Origin of the sequence: Rhizobium sullae, assembly GCF_025200715.1 — a bacterium.
Classification (GTDB): Bacteria; Pseudomonadota; Alphaproteobacteria; order Rhizobiales; family Rhizobiaceae; genus Rhizobium; species Rhizobium sullae.
Genome location: NZ_CP104143.1, coordinates 1202829 through 1218790 on the forward strand (window position 1 = coordinate 1202829; position 15962 = coordinate 1218790).

The following is a 15962-nucleotide window of genomic DNA, read 5'->3' on the forward strand; positions in this document are numbered from 1 at the left end:
GTCCGGTGTCATGGTTGGCGTAGAGTTCAACGCCGCGCTCCATCCGGTTCCTTTGCGGGTCATTTAGGCCCCTGCGTAGCGAAGCCGAGCGTGCCCAATGCGAAAGGGAAGACCGATGAATGCCTTCACCCTCAACAGACGCGCTGTCATGCTGTCCGCCGTCGCAGGCGCATCAAGCATGCTCATACCCGGCCTGGCCGGTTCCGGCGCAGCCAACGCCCAGGCCACGCCCGCGCCCGCTGGCAATGCCGGGCATTACCGCTTCCGCGTCGGGGACATCAGCGCGACAGTGTTGAGCGACGGCGTGATCGGTGGCCCGCCGCGCGTCTATGCAAGCGATGCGCCGGAAGCCGAGCTTCAGGAGGTCCTGCGGCAGGCTTTTCTTCCGGCCGATCACATGACACTCAACCTCAACACGCTGCTGATCGAAACCGGCGGCCGGCGCATTCTGATCGAAGCCGGAGCCGGCAAGACCATGGGCCCGAACGGCGGCCAGATCTTTGATAACCTCGCGGCTGTGGGCCTCGCGCCAGCGGACATCGACGCGATCGTTATCTCCCATACTCACCCTGATCACGTGGGTAACTTGAGAACCGCACATGGCGGCAAGGCCTTTCCCCGCGCCACGGTCTTTGTCCCGAAGGCGGACTGGGACTTCTTCGTCCGCACCGATCCGGATCTCTCCTACATGCCGGTGCCGGAGGAGTTCCGCCTGCGCTTCGCCGCAAACATCAAGAACAGCCTCACGCCGTTCATGAACGATGTGGAGCTTTACGAAGCCGGCGCCGAGATCGTGCCGGGCCTGACGACGATCGTCGCATCCGGACACACGCCGGGCATGGCTACCTTCCTGGTCCATTCCGGAAGCGATCAGTTGCTGCTGACGGCGGACCTGGCCTATCACCCCGTCGTCAACGTCGACAGGCCGTGGCTTCCAGGCCCGGACCGCGACAAGGAAACCGCTCTTGCCTCCCGTCGGCGCATCTTTGACAGGGCGGCCGCCGATCGTATCCCCGTGCTCGGCTTCCATTTTCCCTTCCCCGGCCTCGGCCGGATCTTGAAAACCGACGGCGGTTACGCCTGGGTCCCCGCCAACTGGCAGTTTTGACGATTAAGGAAACAGGAGAGCTCTCATGGACCAGTCAAAGATCAACAGGCGCGATTTCCTCGGCACGATGGGCGCGGCGGCGACAGGGCTGGCATTTGCCAGCCAAGCTGCGGCGCAAACCCAGGAAACGAATGTGGCGTCGCCAACAACTGGATCAAACCCGGACGTTCTTACCCGCACCTTGCCGCGGACCGGCGAAAGGGTCACGGCGCTGGGTCTCGGCACCTTCCTCACCTTCGACCTGAAGCCCGGTGACCGACGCGACGCTTTGCGTCAGGTCTTCGAGCGGTACGTCGCCGCAGGCGGCCGTGTGGTCGACACGTCGCCGCTTTACGGCTCGGCCGAGGTCAGCGTCGGCCAATTCATGGGAGAGTTCGACGGTTCGGACGAGATATTCCTCGCCAACAAGGTCTGGTCAACGGGAGAGTATCTCGGCGACGAAAGCCACGCGATGGAAAGCTTCTGCCAATCGCGCATGCGCACATGGCGCGACACGATCAATCTCATGCAATGCCACAGCATTACCAATGCGCCGGTCGTCGTCCCGCTCATGAAGGCCTGGAAGAAGGAAGGCCTCATACGCCATGTCGGCGTGACCCACCACGAGTCGGCGGCGCAGGACCAGCTCCTGGCGATCGTCCAACGCGATGATGTCGACTTCATCCAGACGAACTACTCGATCTTCAACCGCGACGCCGAACGCCGTCTTCTTCCCGCTGCGGCCGACAAGGGCGTCGGCGTGCTGATCAATCTGCCGCTCGAAAAGGCCCGCCTGATGAAGGTGGTCGAGGGCCATGAGCTTCCCGGTTTTGCAGCCGAGTTCGGAGCGACGAGTTGGGCGCAGTTCTTCCTGAAATGGGTCATGGCGCATCCTGCCGTCACGAGCGTACTCTGCGGCACGTCCAACCCCGACCACATGAGCGACAATGTCCAGGCGATGAAGGGCCCGCTTCCCGATGAGCGGATGCGTGCCCGCATGGTCGCACATATGGAAACGATTCCCGGCTTTGGGTCCATTGGCACGATGCCGTGGTATCCCGGCAAGGAGAATATGTATGCCGGTCTTATCCGGGAGGCGCAGGCTAACGCCGCGCAACGCCTGCAGCCTTAACGGCGCGCCGATTAACCCGCCATTACACTGGGAGACCGGTCTTGTCCTCCACCAGACGCTCGCTTCTGACTGTCTTTCTGACGCTGCCTCTCATTGAGGCTGCAAGAACGAGGGCGTTTGCGCAGGCCGCTCCCGAGCTGCCGCTCACCCCCGCATGTGACGATGGAGACGAACCGACCCTGGAACGGGAAGCCGGTCCCTTCTTCAGGCCGAACTCACCGCTCAACCGGGATCTCTATCCGGATGCACCCGGAGGCGAGCGAATAACCGTCGCCGGCTTCGTCTTCGACAATCGCTGCCGGCCTTTAGCCGGCAGCCTCGTCGAGGTCTGGCAAGCCGATGAGAAAGGCGACTATGACAGCGTGGGGTTCCGCCTGCGCGGACACCAGTTCACCGACACGCAGGGGCGGTGGTGGTTCAACACCATCGTACCCGCGCTTTATCCCGGCCGAACGCGCCATTTTCATTTCAAGGTCCAGCGTCCGGGTGGGCGCGTTCTCACCACCCAGCTCTATTTCCCCGGAGAGCCCGGAAATGCCGGAGACAGGTTGTTTGACGAGGCGCTGCTCCTCGACATCAGGCAAACCGATGACGGAAGGTTCGGACGGTTTGATTTCGTGACGTAACGAAGGAAAGCTGCCGGAAAGGGCAGGATTCAGTCACGCTACGAGTTGGAAGCCGGACGCCGTAAAACACGGCGTCCGGACGATGCGAGGCCAAAATCACGCGTTGAAGCCTGCATCCACACTGAGAACCGCACCCGTAATCAGATTCGCACCTGGACCTGCCAGAAATGCGACGGCGCTAGCGACTTCGCGTGGCTCGCCAAAACGGCCGAGCGACGTGAGGCTCCGCTGATGATCGGCGTTCTCGCCATTGGCAGGGTTCATCTCCGTATCGGTCGATCCCGGCAGAACGAGGTTCACCGTAATACCTTGAGGGCCAAGTTCACGCGAAAGGCCTCGTGTGAACGACAGAAGTGCCGACTTCGACATGGCGTAGGCCGTCACCCCTGGGAATGGAACACGCTCCGCAAGCGCGGAGCCGATCGAGATGATCCTGCCTCCGGATGACAGATGCGGGATCGCCGCCTGTGCGAAAAGGACGGGCGCGCGAACGTTGACGTCAAGCATGGCCTGCAGGTCGGCGAGCGCCAGATCCGCAGTCATGCCGGCGGTTCCGATGGCCGCGCTGTTGACGAGGATATCAAGTCCTCCAAGGGTGTCGACCGTCTGGCCGACGGCGCGATGGATGGCGTCCGGGTCGGCGCTGTCGGCCTGAATGGCAAGCCCGCGCCGTCCTTTTTCCTCGATAGTCTGAACCACCGATGCAGCCCTGTCTGCTGAGCGCTGATAGGTGAACGCGACATCCGCGCCCTTCTCGGCGAGCGCAATCGCGATCGCGGCTCCTATACCCCGGGAGCCGCCATTCACCAGGGCACGCTTTCCAAGCAATTCCATCTTTAATTCCTTTATGCAGTGATCGATGCATAAATAGCTAGCGGCATTGCAAATTGCCGTCAACGCATTTATGCAGTGGTCGATGCAAAATGATGTTTCGACCTATGCCGGCCATACAGAGCCAACCCCGCGTTTGCGGGGGCGACCGCGGGAATTCGACCGTGTTGCCGCACTCGCCGCCGCGACCAGACTCTTCTGGATCAAGGGTTACGAGGCGACTTCGATCGCTGATCTGACCGAGACGATGGGGATCGGGACCAAAAGCCTTTATGCGGCCTTTGGCTCGAAGGATGCGCTCTATGCGGAGGCGCTCAAATATTATTACACAACCTACGAAGGCTTGGTCTGGACACGCTTCAGGAAGGCTTCGACCGCGAGAGAGGCGGCGCTGGTATTTCTTCAGGATTCGGCGGTCGCCATGACCGGTGGAGATTGCGATCTGCCGCACGGATGCATGGCGACTCTTGCGTCCGTCGGTAGCGAAGGGCATTCCGAACTGGGCGACCTCATGCGTGCGACACGTGCAGGCGGTTTCGATCTTCTGAAGGCGCGTTTCGATAGGGCGATCAGCGATGGCGACCTCATGGCCACGACAGACACCACCAAACTGGCAAGGTTCATACAGACCGTCCAAAGCGGGATGGCGATCCGCGCTCGCGATGGAGCCGATCGTGCCGAACTTCAGGCCGTGGCAGAGATTGCGATATCCGGCTGGGACCATGTCGCCAGCGTTGTCGATTATGCATGAAGGACTTGGCTTGATCCGTGCGGTAGTTGGATAGGAGCGGATTCGGCTTCACGTGCCTTTGCAGTTATGCGTAGCGGGCCGAGTTTTCAGCGAACTGCCTCGGCGAACAGCCGACAGCGCGTGAAAAGGCGGTGCTGAAAGCGCTCCCCGACTTATAGCCAATGGAAAAGGCGACTTCCTCTATCCTTGCCGTTCCAGACCCGAGCGCCTCCTTGGCAAGCGCTATCCGCCACCGCAAGAGGTAGGAGATCGGACTGACCCCGACGACGGCATGAAAGCGCGTGGCGAAGGTCGAGCGCGAGACACCGCAAAGCCTCGCCAGCGAATCGACCGTCCATTCTTGCCCAACATCTGCGTGCATGGCACGAATTGCCTTGCCAGCAACCGGGTCTCGAAGGCCGGCGAGAAGGCCGCGCTTGGCGGGATCGGTAGTCTGTCCCGGAAGGCGCGAAGCAGGCATCCTGAGAATTTCGACCAGCGCCAACTCAACGAGACGGGCGATGATGAACTCGCCGGCCGGTCCAGGGTCGCGGCCTTCGGATTCCATCAGCGTGAGTAGGTTGTGAAGCCGGTGGAGTTTGGGCGAGTGAGAGGGAACCTGAACGAGGGGCGGAAGAAGCCCCGTCAAGAGATCCTCGTTGGCGGTCGAGAACAGGAATTTGCCCATGTGAAGAGAAATCGGTCTTTCCTGACCGAAGCCCAGTCTCAACCGTCCCGGCTGTTTGGCGGCCACCGCCGCGACGCTGTCCAATGGCTCTACGTCCCTATTTGAGGTCAGCGTGAAGGAAAGCGTTGTCCGCAGCAGCACGAAGTCGCCCTTGTTCAGCGGCAGCGGATCGCAACCAGGTCGTATCAACTGGCAAGTGCCGTCTTCTAACCAGAGAAACAACAGGTCTCCCAGCGCTGGAAAGGTTATGCCCCAATCACCAGTGGCATCGATGCCGCGACCCAACAGAGCAGCTCTGGGGTGGAGGAGCCGGATGAGATCAAGAAAAGGATCCATTTCTGTACGGTCGATAAACTATCCTGGGGTCGGCGTTATGGAGGGTTCGAAAAACTCAGCATAATTTGCGGGGGAATTTCACGAGGCCTGAGCCTATTTAACTGGAGTGCAACGATGATCAAAGTCACCCCCGCCGATATAGAGCGTTTCCTTGCCGACGATGACGATCAGCCTGTCGTGATGCTGAACCTGCTTCGGTTCAAAGTTGATGGCGGCAGGCAGCGCTACCTGGAATACCTCACCATGGCAGGGCCGATCGTAAGCCGGTATGGAGCAGAAATCATTTTCGCCGGCGATGGCGCGACTGCGCTTTGCGCCGAACCCGGTCAATCCTGGGATGCGGTGGCGCTGGTGCGCTATCCGAATCGGTCAGCCTTCGCGAACATGATTGCCGATCCTGCCTACGCCGTGGCCGATCCGATTCGGATGTCTGCTCTGGAAGAAGCGGTGCTGCAGCCTATCAGCACTATTCAGCTCTAGAGGCGAACGCACGGCGCATATGGGAAGGTTTTCCGTAAAGTCGCACGGTCGTCGCCTTTAACCAACGCTGGATTTTGTAAGGGAAAGGACATTGAAATGTCCTTTCCCTATTTCGGATACTTAATCACCGAGACCTACAGCAGATCTTCGATGCGGATTGGCAGATGTCGTATCCGTCTGCCCGTCGCGTTATAGACAGCATTGACCACAGCCGCTGTTGCACCGACCATCGCCACCTCGCCGAGACCTTTGACACCAGAAATATTGAGCTTGAAATCTGGCTGGTCGATGAAATCGACCTCAATCGCACCGATGTCGGCATTGACCGGCACGACGTATTCGGCAAGGTCGTTGTTGAGCACGCCGCCGAAGCGAGGGTCCGTTTCACCGACCTCGCGAAGTGCCGCGCCAACGCCCCATATCACACCACCCCTGACCTGGCTTTCCGCCGTGCGACGGTTCATGACCCGTCCACAGTCGGCAACACTGACGACGCGTCTGACGCGCGCACGCCCGGTCGACGTCTCCACGTGAACTTCCGCAAAATGGGCTATCCAGCTGAACGCCATGAAGTCGGGATATTCCGGCCCGGTTGTGGACGGAATGCCTCTGCGCAACTGCTCGATCACTTGTCCGTCCTTGCCCAGCGGGATCGTATCGACCGCGACCTCCAGAAATGGGCGGCGGGTTCGGGCGAGCTGGACATGCACCGGTTCTTGCGACAATGGGTTGCCGATCAGCCGACTTAGCTCTTCGCGCAGTCGCAAAGCAGCGCCTCGCGCAGCTGGCGCAGTGCTCCCTGTTCCCCACGAGCCGGCGGTTATATGCTGGGGCGCATGTCCGGTGTCGCCGATGCGGATGTCGAGGTTCTCTGGATCGATGCCGAGAACATCCATGAGCTCTGCTGCTATGACGCCGCGGATGCCTTGTCCCATTTCGTGGCCGGAGGTTGCGATCTCGCATCTGCCGCTCGCGAAGAGACGAAGCGTTGTCACAGAGGCCGTCATCGATGCCTTGTAACTCCCACATGCAACGCCCAGGCCGATGAGGTCGCCATTGTCCGAAACCAAAGCGCCCGGTTCACGCATCCGCCGGTTCCAGTCGAACAATTCCGCCCCACGTCTCAAACAGTCCGCGAGATAACGGGATGAGAAGGGCTTGCCCGTGATCGGATCACTTTCAGCATCGTTGGCAAGGCGGAGTTCAACGGGGTCCATTCCGACAGCCTCGGCAAGCTCATCCATCGCGCATTCGGTGGCAAAGCTCGAGGGATGCTCGTGCGGAGCACGCTGATGGCCGGGGGTCTGGGTATCAACCCGGACGATACGATCACTTCCCCGCCAGGCGCCATAGCCATACATGCGCGGAGGATTGGCCCCGTGGTCACAAGCAAATCCATCATACCGGCTGTTCTGCTGGACCGTTTCATAGAGCCCGGCCAGCAGACGGCCTTGTCCATCTGCGCCAAGCCGGACCCGGTGAAGACTTCTTGGGCGATAGGATGCCGTATGGAACAATTGGCTGCGGGGCATCACGAGCTTGACGGGACGGCGCAGCATCGCCGCGGCGCTTGCGACAAGCACGCTCTGCTCCTGGATGCCGTTCTTCTGGCCGAAGCCACCGCCTGTATAGGGGCTCACGCCGCGCAGCCGTGTCGGCTCCATCCCCATCATGCCCGCAAGACCGCCGGCAAAAGCCGAAGCCGCCTGAGTGCCCTCATAGATTCTGAGTTCACCATCCTCGAATGCGGCCGTCGTGGAGATCAGCTCTATCGGATTGTGATGCTGCTGGGGATGTAGATACTCGACGTCAATATGATGATCTGCAGCAGCAAAGGCTGCCTCCGCATCACCGGAGGACAACTGGCGATCGGGCTCCGGTTCCGGACTGGCAAGGTCATCCTCCATGCGGGCGCTGAACGCGTCCTCGGCGTAGCGAACCTTGATGGCTTCCGCGCCTTCGACGGCGGCCTCCAACGTTTCGGCGACCACCAGGGCGACCGGTTCGCCTCGGTGGCGCACGACCGGGCTCGTCATCGGCTGATGGCCCTTGCCGGGCTGACCATAGGCACCGCGAGCGGCAAGCGTGGTCTTGATCTGCGAGAAATCTTCATGCGTGAAGACGCGAACGACGCCTTGCACAGTCATCGCGGCAGTCAGGTCGATTGCCTCGATACGCCCCGTGACGATCGTCGCTGGTACCATCATCGCATGTAGCAGACCGGGAATCGGCTGATCTGCCGCGTAGATTGCCCGACCCGACACTTTTTCGTAGGCGTCGACCCGGGGACGGTCTGCGGTTCTTTCCTGCGTCATTGCGTTTTTCCTCCGGCGGTCATGATGGCGTCGGCAAGGGTGCGGGCGCCGACTTCGATCTTGAAAGCGTTGTGTGCGCCGGCTTGCGCATTGGCGAACGCGGCCCTGCCGGCAGCCAATGCACTCTGCCTGTCGATCGCGCGTCCGCTCAAAACGGCCTCTGCCTCATGGGATCGCCACGGCCGGGTGGCGACGCCGCCTATAGCGATATGCGCCTGTCGTACCCGATCGCCTTCCATCGCAAGTGCAACCGCGGCCGAGGCCAGGGCAAAGGCATAGGATTCGCGGTCGCGCACTTTGAGGTAGGTCGAGCGCCGGCCGGCCTCTGTTTTCGGAACAGAGATCCCGGTCACGATCTCGCCGGCCACAATCGAGAACTCCCTATGGGGCGTTTCGCCAGGCAACAGGTAGAACTCCGCGATGGGGATCGAACGTGCTCCGTCCGGCCCATGAAGCTCGATCCATGCGTCCATCGCCGTCAGCGCAACCGGCCAGTCACCGGGTGATACGGCCGTGCAAGCATCACTGATGCCGAGCACGGCCTGACCGCGATCAAGCCCACCGATCGCCGCGCATCCCGAACCCGGCGCCCGCTTGTTACAGGGATAGGCGCCGATTGCCCCGTTCCGGAAATATGGACACCGTGTTCGCTGCAGCAGATTGCCGCCGACGGTCGCCATGTTGCGAAGCTGTTGAGAAGCGGCTTTCGAAAGGCTCTCTGCCAAAACCGGATAGTCACGACGCACAACCTCATTTTCGGCGACATCCGCCATAAGCGCTCCGGCGCCGAAGAACAGGACCTCACCGCTTGTATCGATACGGTCAGATCCTTCGAGGGAGGCGATGTCGATCAGGTGAGCGGGGCGTTCGACGCCAAGCTTCATCAGGTCGTATAGGGTCGTGCCACCGGCGATATAACGGGCTCCTTCACCAGCCACAGCGAATGCTTCGATTGCTTCCCCGATGTTGCTGGGGCGGACATATGATAATGACCTCATGGCTCAGCCTCGCTCAATCTGGGGAGCTGCCTGCTCGATCGCAGCGACAATGCCGACGTAGGCTCCGCATCGACAGATATTACCGCTCATGTATTCCCTGATGTCTTCAGGCGTAGACGCATGGCCTTCCTTCACGCAGGCGATGGCCGCCATGATCTGACCGGGCGTACAGTAGCCACATTGCAATGCGTCGTGGTCGATGAAAGCTTGTTGCATGGGGTGTAGACCGTCAGCACCTGCGATACCTTCGATCGTCGTGACGTCGCGGCCATCGACTTTTGCGGCGAGGGTAAGACAGGAAGCGACCCTGCGCCCATCCACGTGGACTGTGCAGGCTCCGCATTGACCGTGGTCGCACCCCTTCTTCGCACCGACCAGACCCAATCGCTCGCGCAACATGTCCAGCAAGGATGCGCGCGCATCGATCTCAAGTGCGACTGGCTGCGCGTTGATCCGGCAAGCTATTTGAGCCGTGATCCCATTCTCTGAAAGAGCAGAAGGCGCCCCTTGTATTTGCTCCTGCGCCGTCGCAGTCGATATTGCTCCGGAGATCGAGACGACCGTTCCGGCTTCCAGTACTTGCCGCCGAGTGAGGTTTAAGAATTGCGTTTCTTGCGGGTCCGACATCGGTTCTGGCCTCCTGAGTGTTGCAACCGCGTTTGTTCGGGATCACTCTCCCGAAGCTGCACAACCTCTCTCAAGGTAGGGCAATCCGACCGGGAGGATTAGGCGATAGATGCTGCACAATCTGGTTAGCTCTCCTTCGCAATGGAATGCGACGCGAAGGAAGCGACATTTCTGGTCTCGGCAGAGGCTGCTGATCGGTCCAGGTCTGACGAAAGGAAGGTATGCGGACTCAAGCTCAAGGGCACGTCATACGTCCGACCGAGTGGCGCGCGCGGTCTTCGCCGGCTCACACGATAGACTGCTGCGGGCGGAACGTTCGCAAGTGTCCCGCCGACAAATGTCGCCTTCAAGCCAAGCCGATCAAGCAGGGGTCTCGGGATCGGGCATCGCGGACCGTAGGTGAACTGATAAAATGCTCCGTCATGACGAAGATGCAAAAAGGCACCTTCGAGAATGGCGATCACTTTCCGAGTTGGCATCGATAGAAGAGGCAGACCGCTCAGGACGGCGCCAATCGGGGCCGAGGTCTGAAGTTCGATCTTGCGGAGTTGCGAGGCGTCCATCTGAAGGGTTCTCGCTGCCGGGAAGCGCATCGCGAGTTGGCGGGCGAAATCCGCGCCGTATTCGACAAGAATGAGATCCGATTCGGGAACACCCCGATCAAGCAGAGCTTCGGTGAAAACCCCCGTTCCGGGACCAAGTTCAATCACGGGCCCGCTATCCGCAGAGATTCCAGCGGTCATGAGTGATGAGAGCGCCCGCCCTGAGGGCGTGACCGAGGCAACCTGCAGAGGCGCAGAAAGCCAAGCGCGAAAGAACAGGAGCGCGTCGGTCGTTTTGCTTGTCATCGCGCACTCGACCAAGGCGCTTGGCGTACCGGAGATGCAACCGGAATACCAAGGCGCTGACCGCTTCCACTGCGATTAGAAGCAGTAGGGTTTTCAGAGCAAGCACCGACGCATTGATCCCCGGAAGTAACGTCACAGCCAGGTAACCGGCACCGATGAACAGTCCATTCCACGAGACGATGCCGACGGCCAAGCCGGAAGCGAACTTCATGATGCCTGTTCCCATTAGCCCCGCAGCCAAAGGTGAAACAAGACGGACGGTAGGGATGAGCTGTGACGTAACGGCGATTGATTGCTCCCGGCCACGCAGGGACGAGATTGTGAGGTCGATACGCTGCCGCGAAAGTCCGACCCATTTGCCGGCTGCGTACAACATCGAGGCAGACCTCTGCTTCCCGAAGGCGCGAACAAGGGCATAGAGTGTCAGTGCGCCCACGAAACTCCCCATGGTCGTGGCGAGGACGGCTGTGTGGATCGACCAGACATCGTTGTTGGCGGCAATACCGATGGCAACGAGAACGCCGTACGACGGAAGGACCGGAACAAACCGCTCTGCAAGCCCGATAGAGAAAAGGCCAAGAATGCCATAGAGCGCTATCCAGTCGACGAGATCTGCGAGCGGGTCCATTCTTAGCCCTCTTGTCTGAGAAGCTGCGCGCCAGAAACCTGATCAGCCACCGTTGCCGCTTGGTCCTCATACGCGATGCCAGCCATCTGTTCCGAGATATCCCAAAGTCTCTTGGCGACACGGAGCTCCATCGCCTGTGGCGGGATTTGCGCCTCGGTAGGATGGCCGCGGGTTTCGCTCAGCCGATTAGGACCATAATACCTGCCACCGCGGGCATCCGGAGATGTGGCGGCAAACAGGGTCGGCAGTGCCCCTTGGGACGCGGGCTGAAACAAGAACCACAGCAGCGAGCGAAGAAGGCCTTGCGCGCTGTGGCGACCCGGTGCGTTGTGCAGCAGGTCCGTCCGCGAAATGCCAGGATGGGCTGCGATGGAGGTTATTCCCCAACCGGCCTTCTCGCTGCGCCGCTGAAGTTCGAGTGCGAACATCAGGCAGGCAAGTTTGGACTGGCTGTAGACAGGCATGGGCTTGTAGCTCCGCGCCGCCTGCAGATCGTCAAAGTCGATCGCCACATTGCTGCGTCTTGCCGCAATGCTGGACAGCGTCACCACCCTCGGCTCTTGTGCCCGCAGCAGAAGCGGCAATAGGCGGGCGGTCAGGACAAAGTGACCGAGGTAATTGGTACCGAACTGCAATTCAAAGCCGTCGTCAGTCGTCTTGCGCACCGGAGGCGTCATGACCCCCGCATTGTTGATGAGCACATCAAGATGATCGCGACGGCCTTTCAGCCGCTCGGCCAGCGCCTCGATCGAATCGAGGTTGCCGAGATCGACTTGCTCGAACGTGACGGCCGCGCACTGCACGATCTCGCTTATCTGCCGAACTGCATCGGCGCCCTTGGCCGGATTGCGCCCTGCGAGGATCACTTCGCCGCCGGCTCTGGCAAATGCGAGAGCGTCCTCGAAACCAAGGCCACCGGTTCCGGTGACAAGGATCGTGCGGCCTTGCTGAGACGGCATATCGTCCAGCGTCCAAGGTTTAGACATGATGCTTTCCTTCGTTGACTGGTAAAAGGTTCGCCCGCCGGAGTTGCAACGGGGGGCAGGCGTCTCCGGCGGACAAAGGTCGCTGGGGGCGGAGGCGACCTTCAGGGATCAAAAATGGGGCTTCAGGATCCAAGCTACTCTGCTGCCGCTTGGATGATCGCAAGTGGCGGTCGTTCCGGCGCATGGCGCGTTCGCTGCATCCAGGCTGGATATTCGGGGCGGAGTTTGCTCACCGCATCGAGTTCGGCCAATTCGTTGATGTCGAGCGACACTTCGTTCGAACGGATGCTGTCGTCGAGTTGACCGACCGTCTTTGCGCCGATGATCACGCTCGTGACGTGCGTTTGGTGCAGCAGCCAGGCGAGTGCTATGCGAGCGACGCTCACGCCCTTCCGCTGGCCGATGCGCTCCATGACCTCGATGACGGCGTAGGCATGATCCATCGCGACAGGCGGAAAGTCGAAGGTCGTGCGTCGGCTGCCTTCGGCTCCCTGCTTGTCGCGCCCGAATTTGCCGCTGAGGAGACCACCGGCGAGCGGGCTCCAGACGAGAAGGCCAAGCCGCTCCGCCTTGACCAGTGGGACGATCTCCCGCTCGATATCGCGGCCGGCGAGCGTGTAGTAGTTCTGCGTCGTCGCGATCCTCGCGAGATTGAGTCGTTCGCTGTGGCCAATGGCTCTCGCCATCTGCCAGGCCGACCAGTTCGACACGCCGACATAACGCACCAGACCCTGCTGGACGAGCATATCGAGGGCTGCCAGGCTTTCCTCGATCGGCGTCACGGTATCGACGTTGTGCAGTTGATAGAGGTCGATGTAGTCGACCTGCAGCCGTTTCAGGCTCGCCTTGACGCTGTTCATGATATGCGTCCGCGAGTTCCCGGCCTCGTTCGGACCTGTGCCAATCGGACCGCAGACCTTGGTGGCGATCACCACGTCCTCGCGCCGGACGCCCAGGTTCTTGAGCGACTGGCCGACAATTTCTTCGGAGACGCCGCCGGAATAGATGTCGGCGGTATCGATGAAGTTGATGCCATGGTCAAGCGCACGGGTAATCAGACCTTGGGCGTCTTCCTGCTGGACATTGCCCATGTTGGACCAGATCCCCTGGCCGCCGAAGGTCATGGTTCCCAGGCAAAGCTCAGAGACGAAAAGACCAGTATTTCCGAGCGTGTTGTATTTCATGATGCTCTCCTTCACGATGATGGTGAGGTATCGTTGTCGAGTGGAACCCCCCTTGGCCTTACTGGCGGCCGAGGGGTGCTGTCGGGCTGGCCGTCTCAACCGAGGCCGCCGTTTGCGAAGACGTTTTGTCCATTCACCCATGCGCCTTCCTTCGAGCACAGAAGGGCAATGGTGCCTGCGATATCTTCCGGCAGCCCCAGGCGGCCCAGCGGCGTCTGCTCGGGGATCCCTCTGAGCGCCTCTTCTCCGTGCTGACGCAGAAGCTCTGTATCGACGGCGCCGGGCGCAACGGCGTTGACCGAAATGTCGCGACCAGCCAGTTCCTTTGCGAGCACGCTCGAATACAGAACCTGGACCGCCTTGCTCGCAGCGTAAGCTCCGGTCCCAGGCGGTGGCGTCTTGATGATGCTCGAACTGAGGCTGATGATCCGGCCACCATCCCGGACGCGACGCGCTGCTTCGCGCAGGACGTTGAAGCTGCCCTTCACATTGGTCGCGATCATCCGATCGAAGGCTTCGTCGGTCATCTGGGCAAAGGGCCCGACATTCATGATGCCGGCATTGTTGACGACGACATCGACGCCGCCGAATGCCTCATCATTGGCATTGAACAGCGCGTTCACCGCTGCCGGATCCGCCACGTCGGCCTGACGGAAGATCGCGCGACCACCGGCCGCTTCGATGTCGCGGACCACCTGAGCCGCGAGATCACGATTGGTCAGATAGTTCACCGTCACAGCGTAGCCGTCGCTCGCCAGACGCTTTGCCGTGGCGGCGCCAATGCCGCGCGAAGAGCCCGTGACGATTGCCACGCGTTGTTCTGTGTTTCGGGCGGCTGTTTGCGTGGTTTGGGCGGACGCGATGCCGCTCATGGCGAGAGCCGACGGGACAGCGGCTGCGAGAGCCAGGAACGTGCGGCGGGAATTGTCGGTATCAGACATTGAGGTGTCTCCGTTTGACTAAGTTCAGAACGGTTCTGATGTTGCGTGGACGAGGACGTGTTCAGCGTTGCCGAAGGAAAGCGCTGACCCGTTGGTTGGCGACAAGAAGGGCAAGACCTGACAGGATGCTCGCCAAGGGCACGATCAACAGGCCGAGTGCGAGACCGTTCGGAATGTCTGCGGCGCTTGCAGCGTCGCTGGCCATACCCACGAACAAGGGGCCGAGGGCCGGTCCGATCAGGCCGCTCCCGATCATCACGAGGCTCGATGCCTGTGCCTGACGACCCGGTCCGGCGACGAGATGCGCTGCACCGAAACCCCAGGGCAGCATGAAGGAGAATGAGAGCATCGAAGGCACGAACAGGGCGATTGCCATCCATCCTACCGGGACGAACAAAGCCGCAGTCGTGGTGACGCTCGCCATCAGGAAGAGGATGGCGGGGGGACCCAGAACCTTGCCGGAACCGGAGCGTGCCGCAAGGTCAAACCAGCGTCCGCCGCCCAGCGTGCCGACAATCCCCATCAGGCCCTGCAACAGGCCGAAAAAGATCCCTACTTCGGTTGCTGTAAAGCCGTGGGTCCGGATCAGGAACGGGACTGAAAAGGCATAGAAAGGCGCGCCGGCAAAGCCGAGAAGGATCGTGCCGAGGAACAGCCAGCGGAAGGCCGGGGATGCCAGGAGTTCAAGGCTTGTCTTGAGGAAGGGTTCGTTGCGCGTCCTTGCGTTTTGCAGACGGGGCGTCGGGCCTGCGACCAGTATCGTCAACAAGCCGATCAAGATGCCGATGGCACCCGCACCCATCAACACGATGCGCCAGCCGAAGGCATCTGCCATGGCACCGCCAGCGGCAAAACCTGCCATGGTTCCGAGAGGGATTCCCATCGCGAATAGGCCGATCGCAAGGCCACGTCTTTCAGGTTCGATCTTGCGGGCGATCAATGCGTGACCGGACGGGACGGCTCCCGCCTCACCGAAGGCAACGCCGAAGCGCGTGAGCGCAAGGAACATGAAACTTGCAGCAACGCCACCCAGCGCTGTCATCGCGCTCCAAACCAAAACGCATGATACCAGCACGAGCCGCGGCGAGCCGCGATCGGCCGCACGGGCAAGCGGTAGCGAAAGAAGGGCGTAACAGACTGCAAAGGCAAGGCCAGTTAGCAGCCCCATTTGTGTATCTGTCAGTGACAGGTCCGCCTTGATTTTTTCCGCCAGGATGAATGGGAGGATGCGGTCAATCTGTGAAAAAGCGTTTATCAGGAGAAGTGTGGCGCAGATTGCGACGAACCGCCAACTTCCGACATATTCACTGCTGTCAGGTACAGGCTTGGCCCGTGCCGTTGACGGATCTCTTGACCCGGCGACAATTTCTGCCATTTTGAGGTTACTCCTCGCTTGGTTGCACCCTTAAGCTAGACGGAGTGTCCAATGACCAGAATGCCCGAACTCTCAAAAAACTTGCCTATTCCTGCAGAAGAGGAGCTTATGCCGGGGCGGAGCCAAGTGTTAACCTGGCCGCGCAAGCAG

Annotated in this window: 16 protein-coding genes; 5 read left to right on the forward strand and 11 right to left on the reverse strand. The window is 60.7% G+C overall.

What is annotated here, in order from left to right; genetic code table 11:
- Positions 1 to 115 precede the first annotated feature (115 nt).
- Genes N2599_RS05990 through N2599_RS06000 form a run of 3 tightly spaced genes read left to right on the forward strand, consistent with a single transcriptional unit; the run spans position 116 to position 2845 of the window.
- Entirely contained in the window at positions 116 to 1108 is a 993-nt protein-coding gene (locus tag N2599_RS05990) for an MBL fold metallo-hydrolase (RefSeq protein ID WP_027508855.1), read from the forward strand.
- 25 nt (positions 1109 to 1133) lie between these two features.
- Positions 1134 to 2219, forward strand: a complete 1086-nt coding sequence (locus N2599_RS05995) for an aldo/keto reductase (RefSeq protein ID WP_027508856.1) — start codon at positions 1134 to 1136, stop codon at positions 2217 to 2219.
- 41 nt (positions 2220 to 2260) lie between these two features.
- Positions 2261 to 2845: a dioxygenase family protein gene (locus tag N2599_RS06000; protein ID WP_027508857.1), complete on the forward strand. Its 585-nt coding sequence runs from the start codon at positions 2261 to 2263 to the stop codon at positions 2843 to 2845.
- Positions 2846 to 2941: 96 nt separating this feature from the next.
- On the opposite strand, the gene N2599_RS06005 is transcribed toward N2599_RS06000, so the two are convergent.
- Positions 2942 to 3679 (reverse strand): SDR family NAD(P)-dependent oxidoreductase, encoded by a 738-nt coding sequence (locus tag N2599_RS06005; RefSeq protein ID WP_027508858.1) that lies wholly within the window; start codon positions 3677 to 3679, stop codon positions 2942 to 2944.
- An 82-nt stretch (positions 3680 to 3761) separates the two neighbouring features.
- Here N2599_RS06005 and N2599_RS06010 point away from each other — a divergent pair, with 82 nt between their 5' ends.
- Positions 3762 to 4427, forward strand: coding sequence for a TetR/AcrR family transcriptional regulator (locus N2599_RS06010; RefSeq protein ID WP_027508859.1), 666 nt, complete (start codon positions 3762 to 3764; stop codon positions 4425 to 4427).
- 64 nt (positions 4428 to 4491) lie between these two features.
- Here N2599_RS06010 and N2599_RS06015 read toward each other — a convergent pair whose 3' ends face one another.
- Positions 4492 to 5430 (reverse strand): AraC family transcriptional regulator, encoded by a 939-nt coding sequence (locus N2599_RS06015; protein WP_027508860.1) that lies wholly within the window; start codon positions 5428 to 5430, stop codon positions 4492 to 4494.
- A gap of 114 nt (positions 5431 to 5544) precedes the next feature.
- Here N2599_RS06015 and N2599_RS06020 point away from each other — a divergent pair, with 114 nt between their 5' ends.
- Entirely contained in the window at positions 5545 to 5910 is a 366-nt protein-coding gene (locus tag N2599_RS06020) for a DUF1330 domain-containing protein (protein ID WP_027508861.1), read from the forward strand.
- Between the two features lie 134 nt (positions 5911 to 6044).
- Here the strand turns inward: N2599_RS06020 and N2599_RS06025 are convergent, their stop codons facing one another.
- The 9 genes from N2599_RS06025 to N2599_RS06065 all read right to left on the reverse strand — a co-directional run bounded on the left by N2599_RS06025 (position 6045) and on the right by N2599_RS06065 (position 15812).
- Positions 6045 to 8225 carry a xanthine dehydrogenase family protein molybdopterin-binding subunit gene (locus N2599_RS06025; RefSeq protein ID WP_027508862.1) on the reverse strand — a complete coding sequence of 727 codons (2181 nt, stop codon included), beginning with the start codon at positions 8223 to 8225 and terminating at the stop codon, positions 6045 to 6047.
- Positions 8222 to 9223: an FAD binding domain-containing protein gene (locus N2599_RS06030; RefSeq protein ID WP_027508863.1), complete on the reverse strand. Its 1002-nt coding sequence runs from the start codon at positions 9221 to 9223 to the stop codon at positions 8222 to 8224. The genes N2599_RS06025 and N2599_RS06030 overlap by 4 nt, the downstream gene beginning before the upstream one ends.
- Positions 9224 to 9226: 3 nt before the next feature.
- The gene (locus tag N2599_RS06035; RefSeq protein WP_027508864.1) at positions 9227 to 9850 is read right to left on the reverse strand and encodes a (2Fe-2S)-binding protein; all 624 of its coding nucleotides are present in this window, start codon (positions 9848 to 9850) and stop codon (positions 9227 to 9229) included.
- 125 nt (positions 9851 to 9975) lie between these two features.
- Positions 9976 to 10560, reverse strand: coding sequence for a class I SAM-dependent methyltransferase (locus N2599_RS06040; protein WP_375714117.1), 585 nt, complete (start codon positions 10558 to 10560; stop codon positions 9976 to 9978).
- Between the two features lie 7 nt (positions 10561 to 10567).
- The gene (locus N2599_RS06045; RefSeq protein WP_245209213.1) at positions 10568 to 11326 is read right to left on the reverse strand and encodes a DedA family protein; all 759 of its coding nucleotides are present in this window, start codon (positions 11324 to 11326) and stop codon (positions 10568 to 10570) included.
- Positions 11327 to 11328: 2 nt separating this feature from the next.
- Positions 11329 to 12312: an oxidoreductase gene (locus N2599_RS06050; protein WP_051336481.1), complete on the reverse strand. Its 984-nt coding sequence runs from the start codon at positions 12310 to 12312 to the stop codon at positions 11329 to 11331.
- A 134-nt stretch (positions 12313 to 12446) separates the two neighbouring features.
- A complete protein-coding gene (locus tag N2599_RS06055; RefSeq protein WP_027508865.1) occupies positions 12447 to 13496 on the reverse strand; it encodes an aldo/keto reductase in 1050 nt (349 codons plus the stop codon).
- A 95-nt stretch (positions 13497 to 13591) separates the two neighbouring features.
- Positions 13592 to 14437: an SDR family oxidoreductase gene (locus N2599_RS06060; RefSeq protein WP_027508866.1), complete on the reverse strand. Its 846-nt coding sequence runs from the start codon at positions 14435 to 14437 to the stop codon at positions 13592 to 13594.
- Positions 14438 to 14498: 61 nt separating this feature from the next.
- Complete coding sequence (locus N2599_RS06065) at positions 14499 to 15812, reverse strand: MFS transporter (RefSeq protein WP_027508867.1); 1314 nt, start codon at positions 15810 to 15812, stop codon at positions 14499 to 14501.
- Positions 15813 to 15962: the final 150 nt, after the last annotated feature.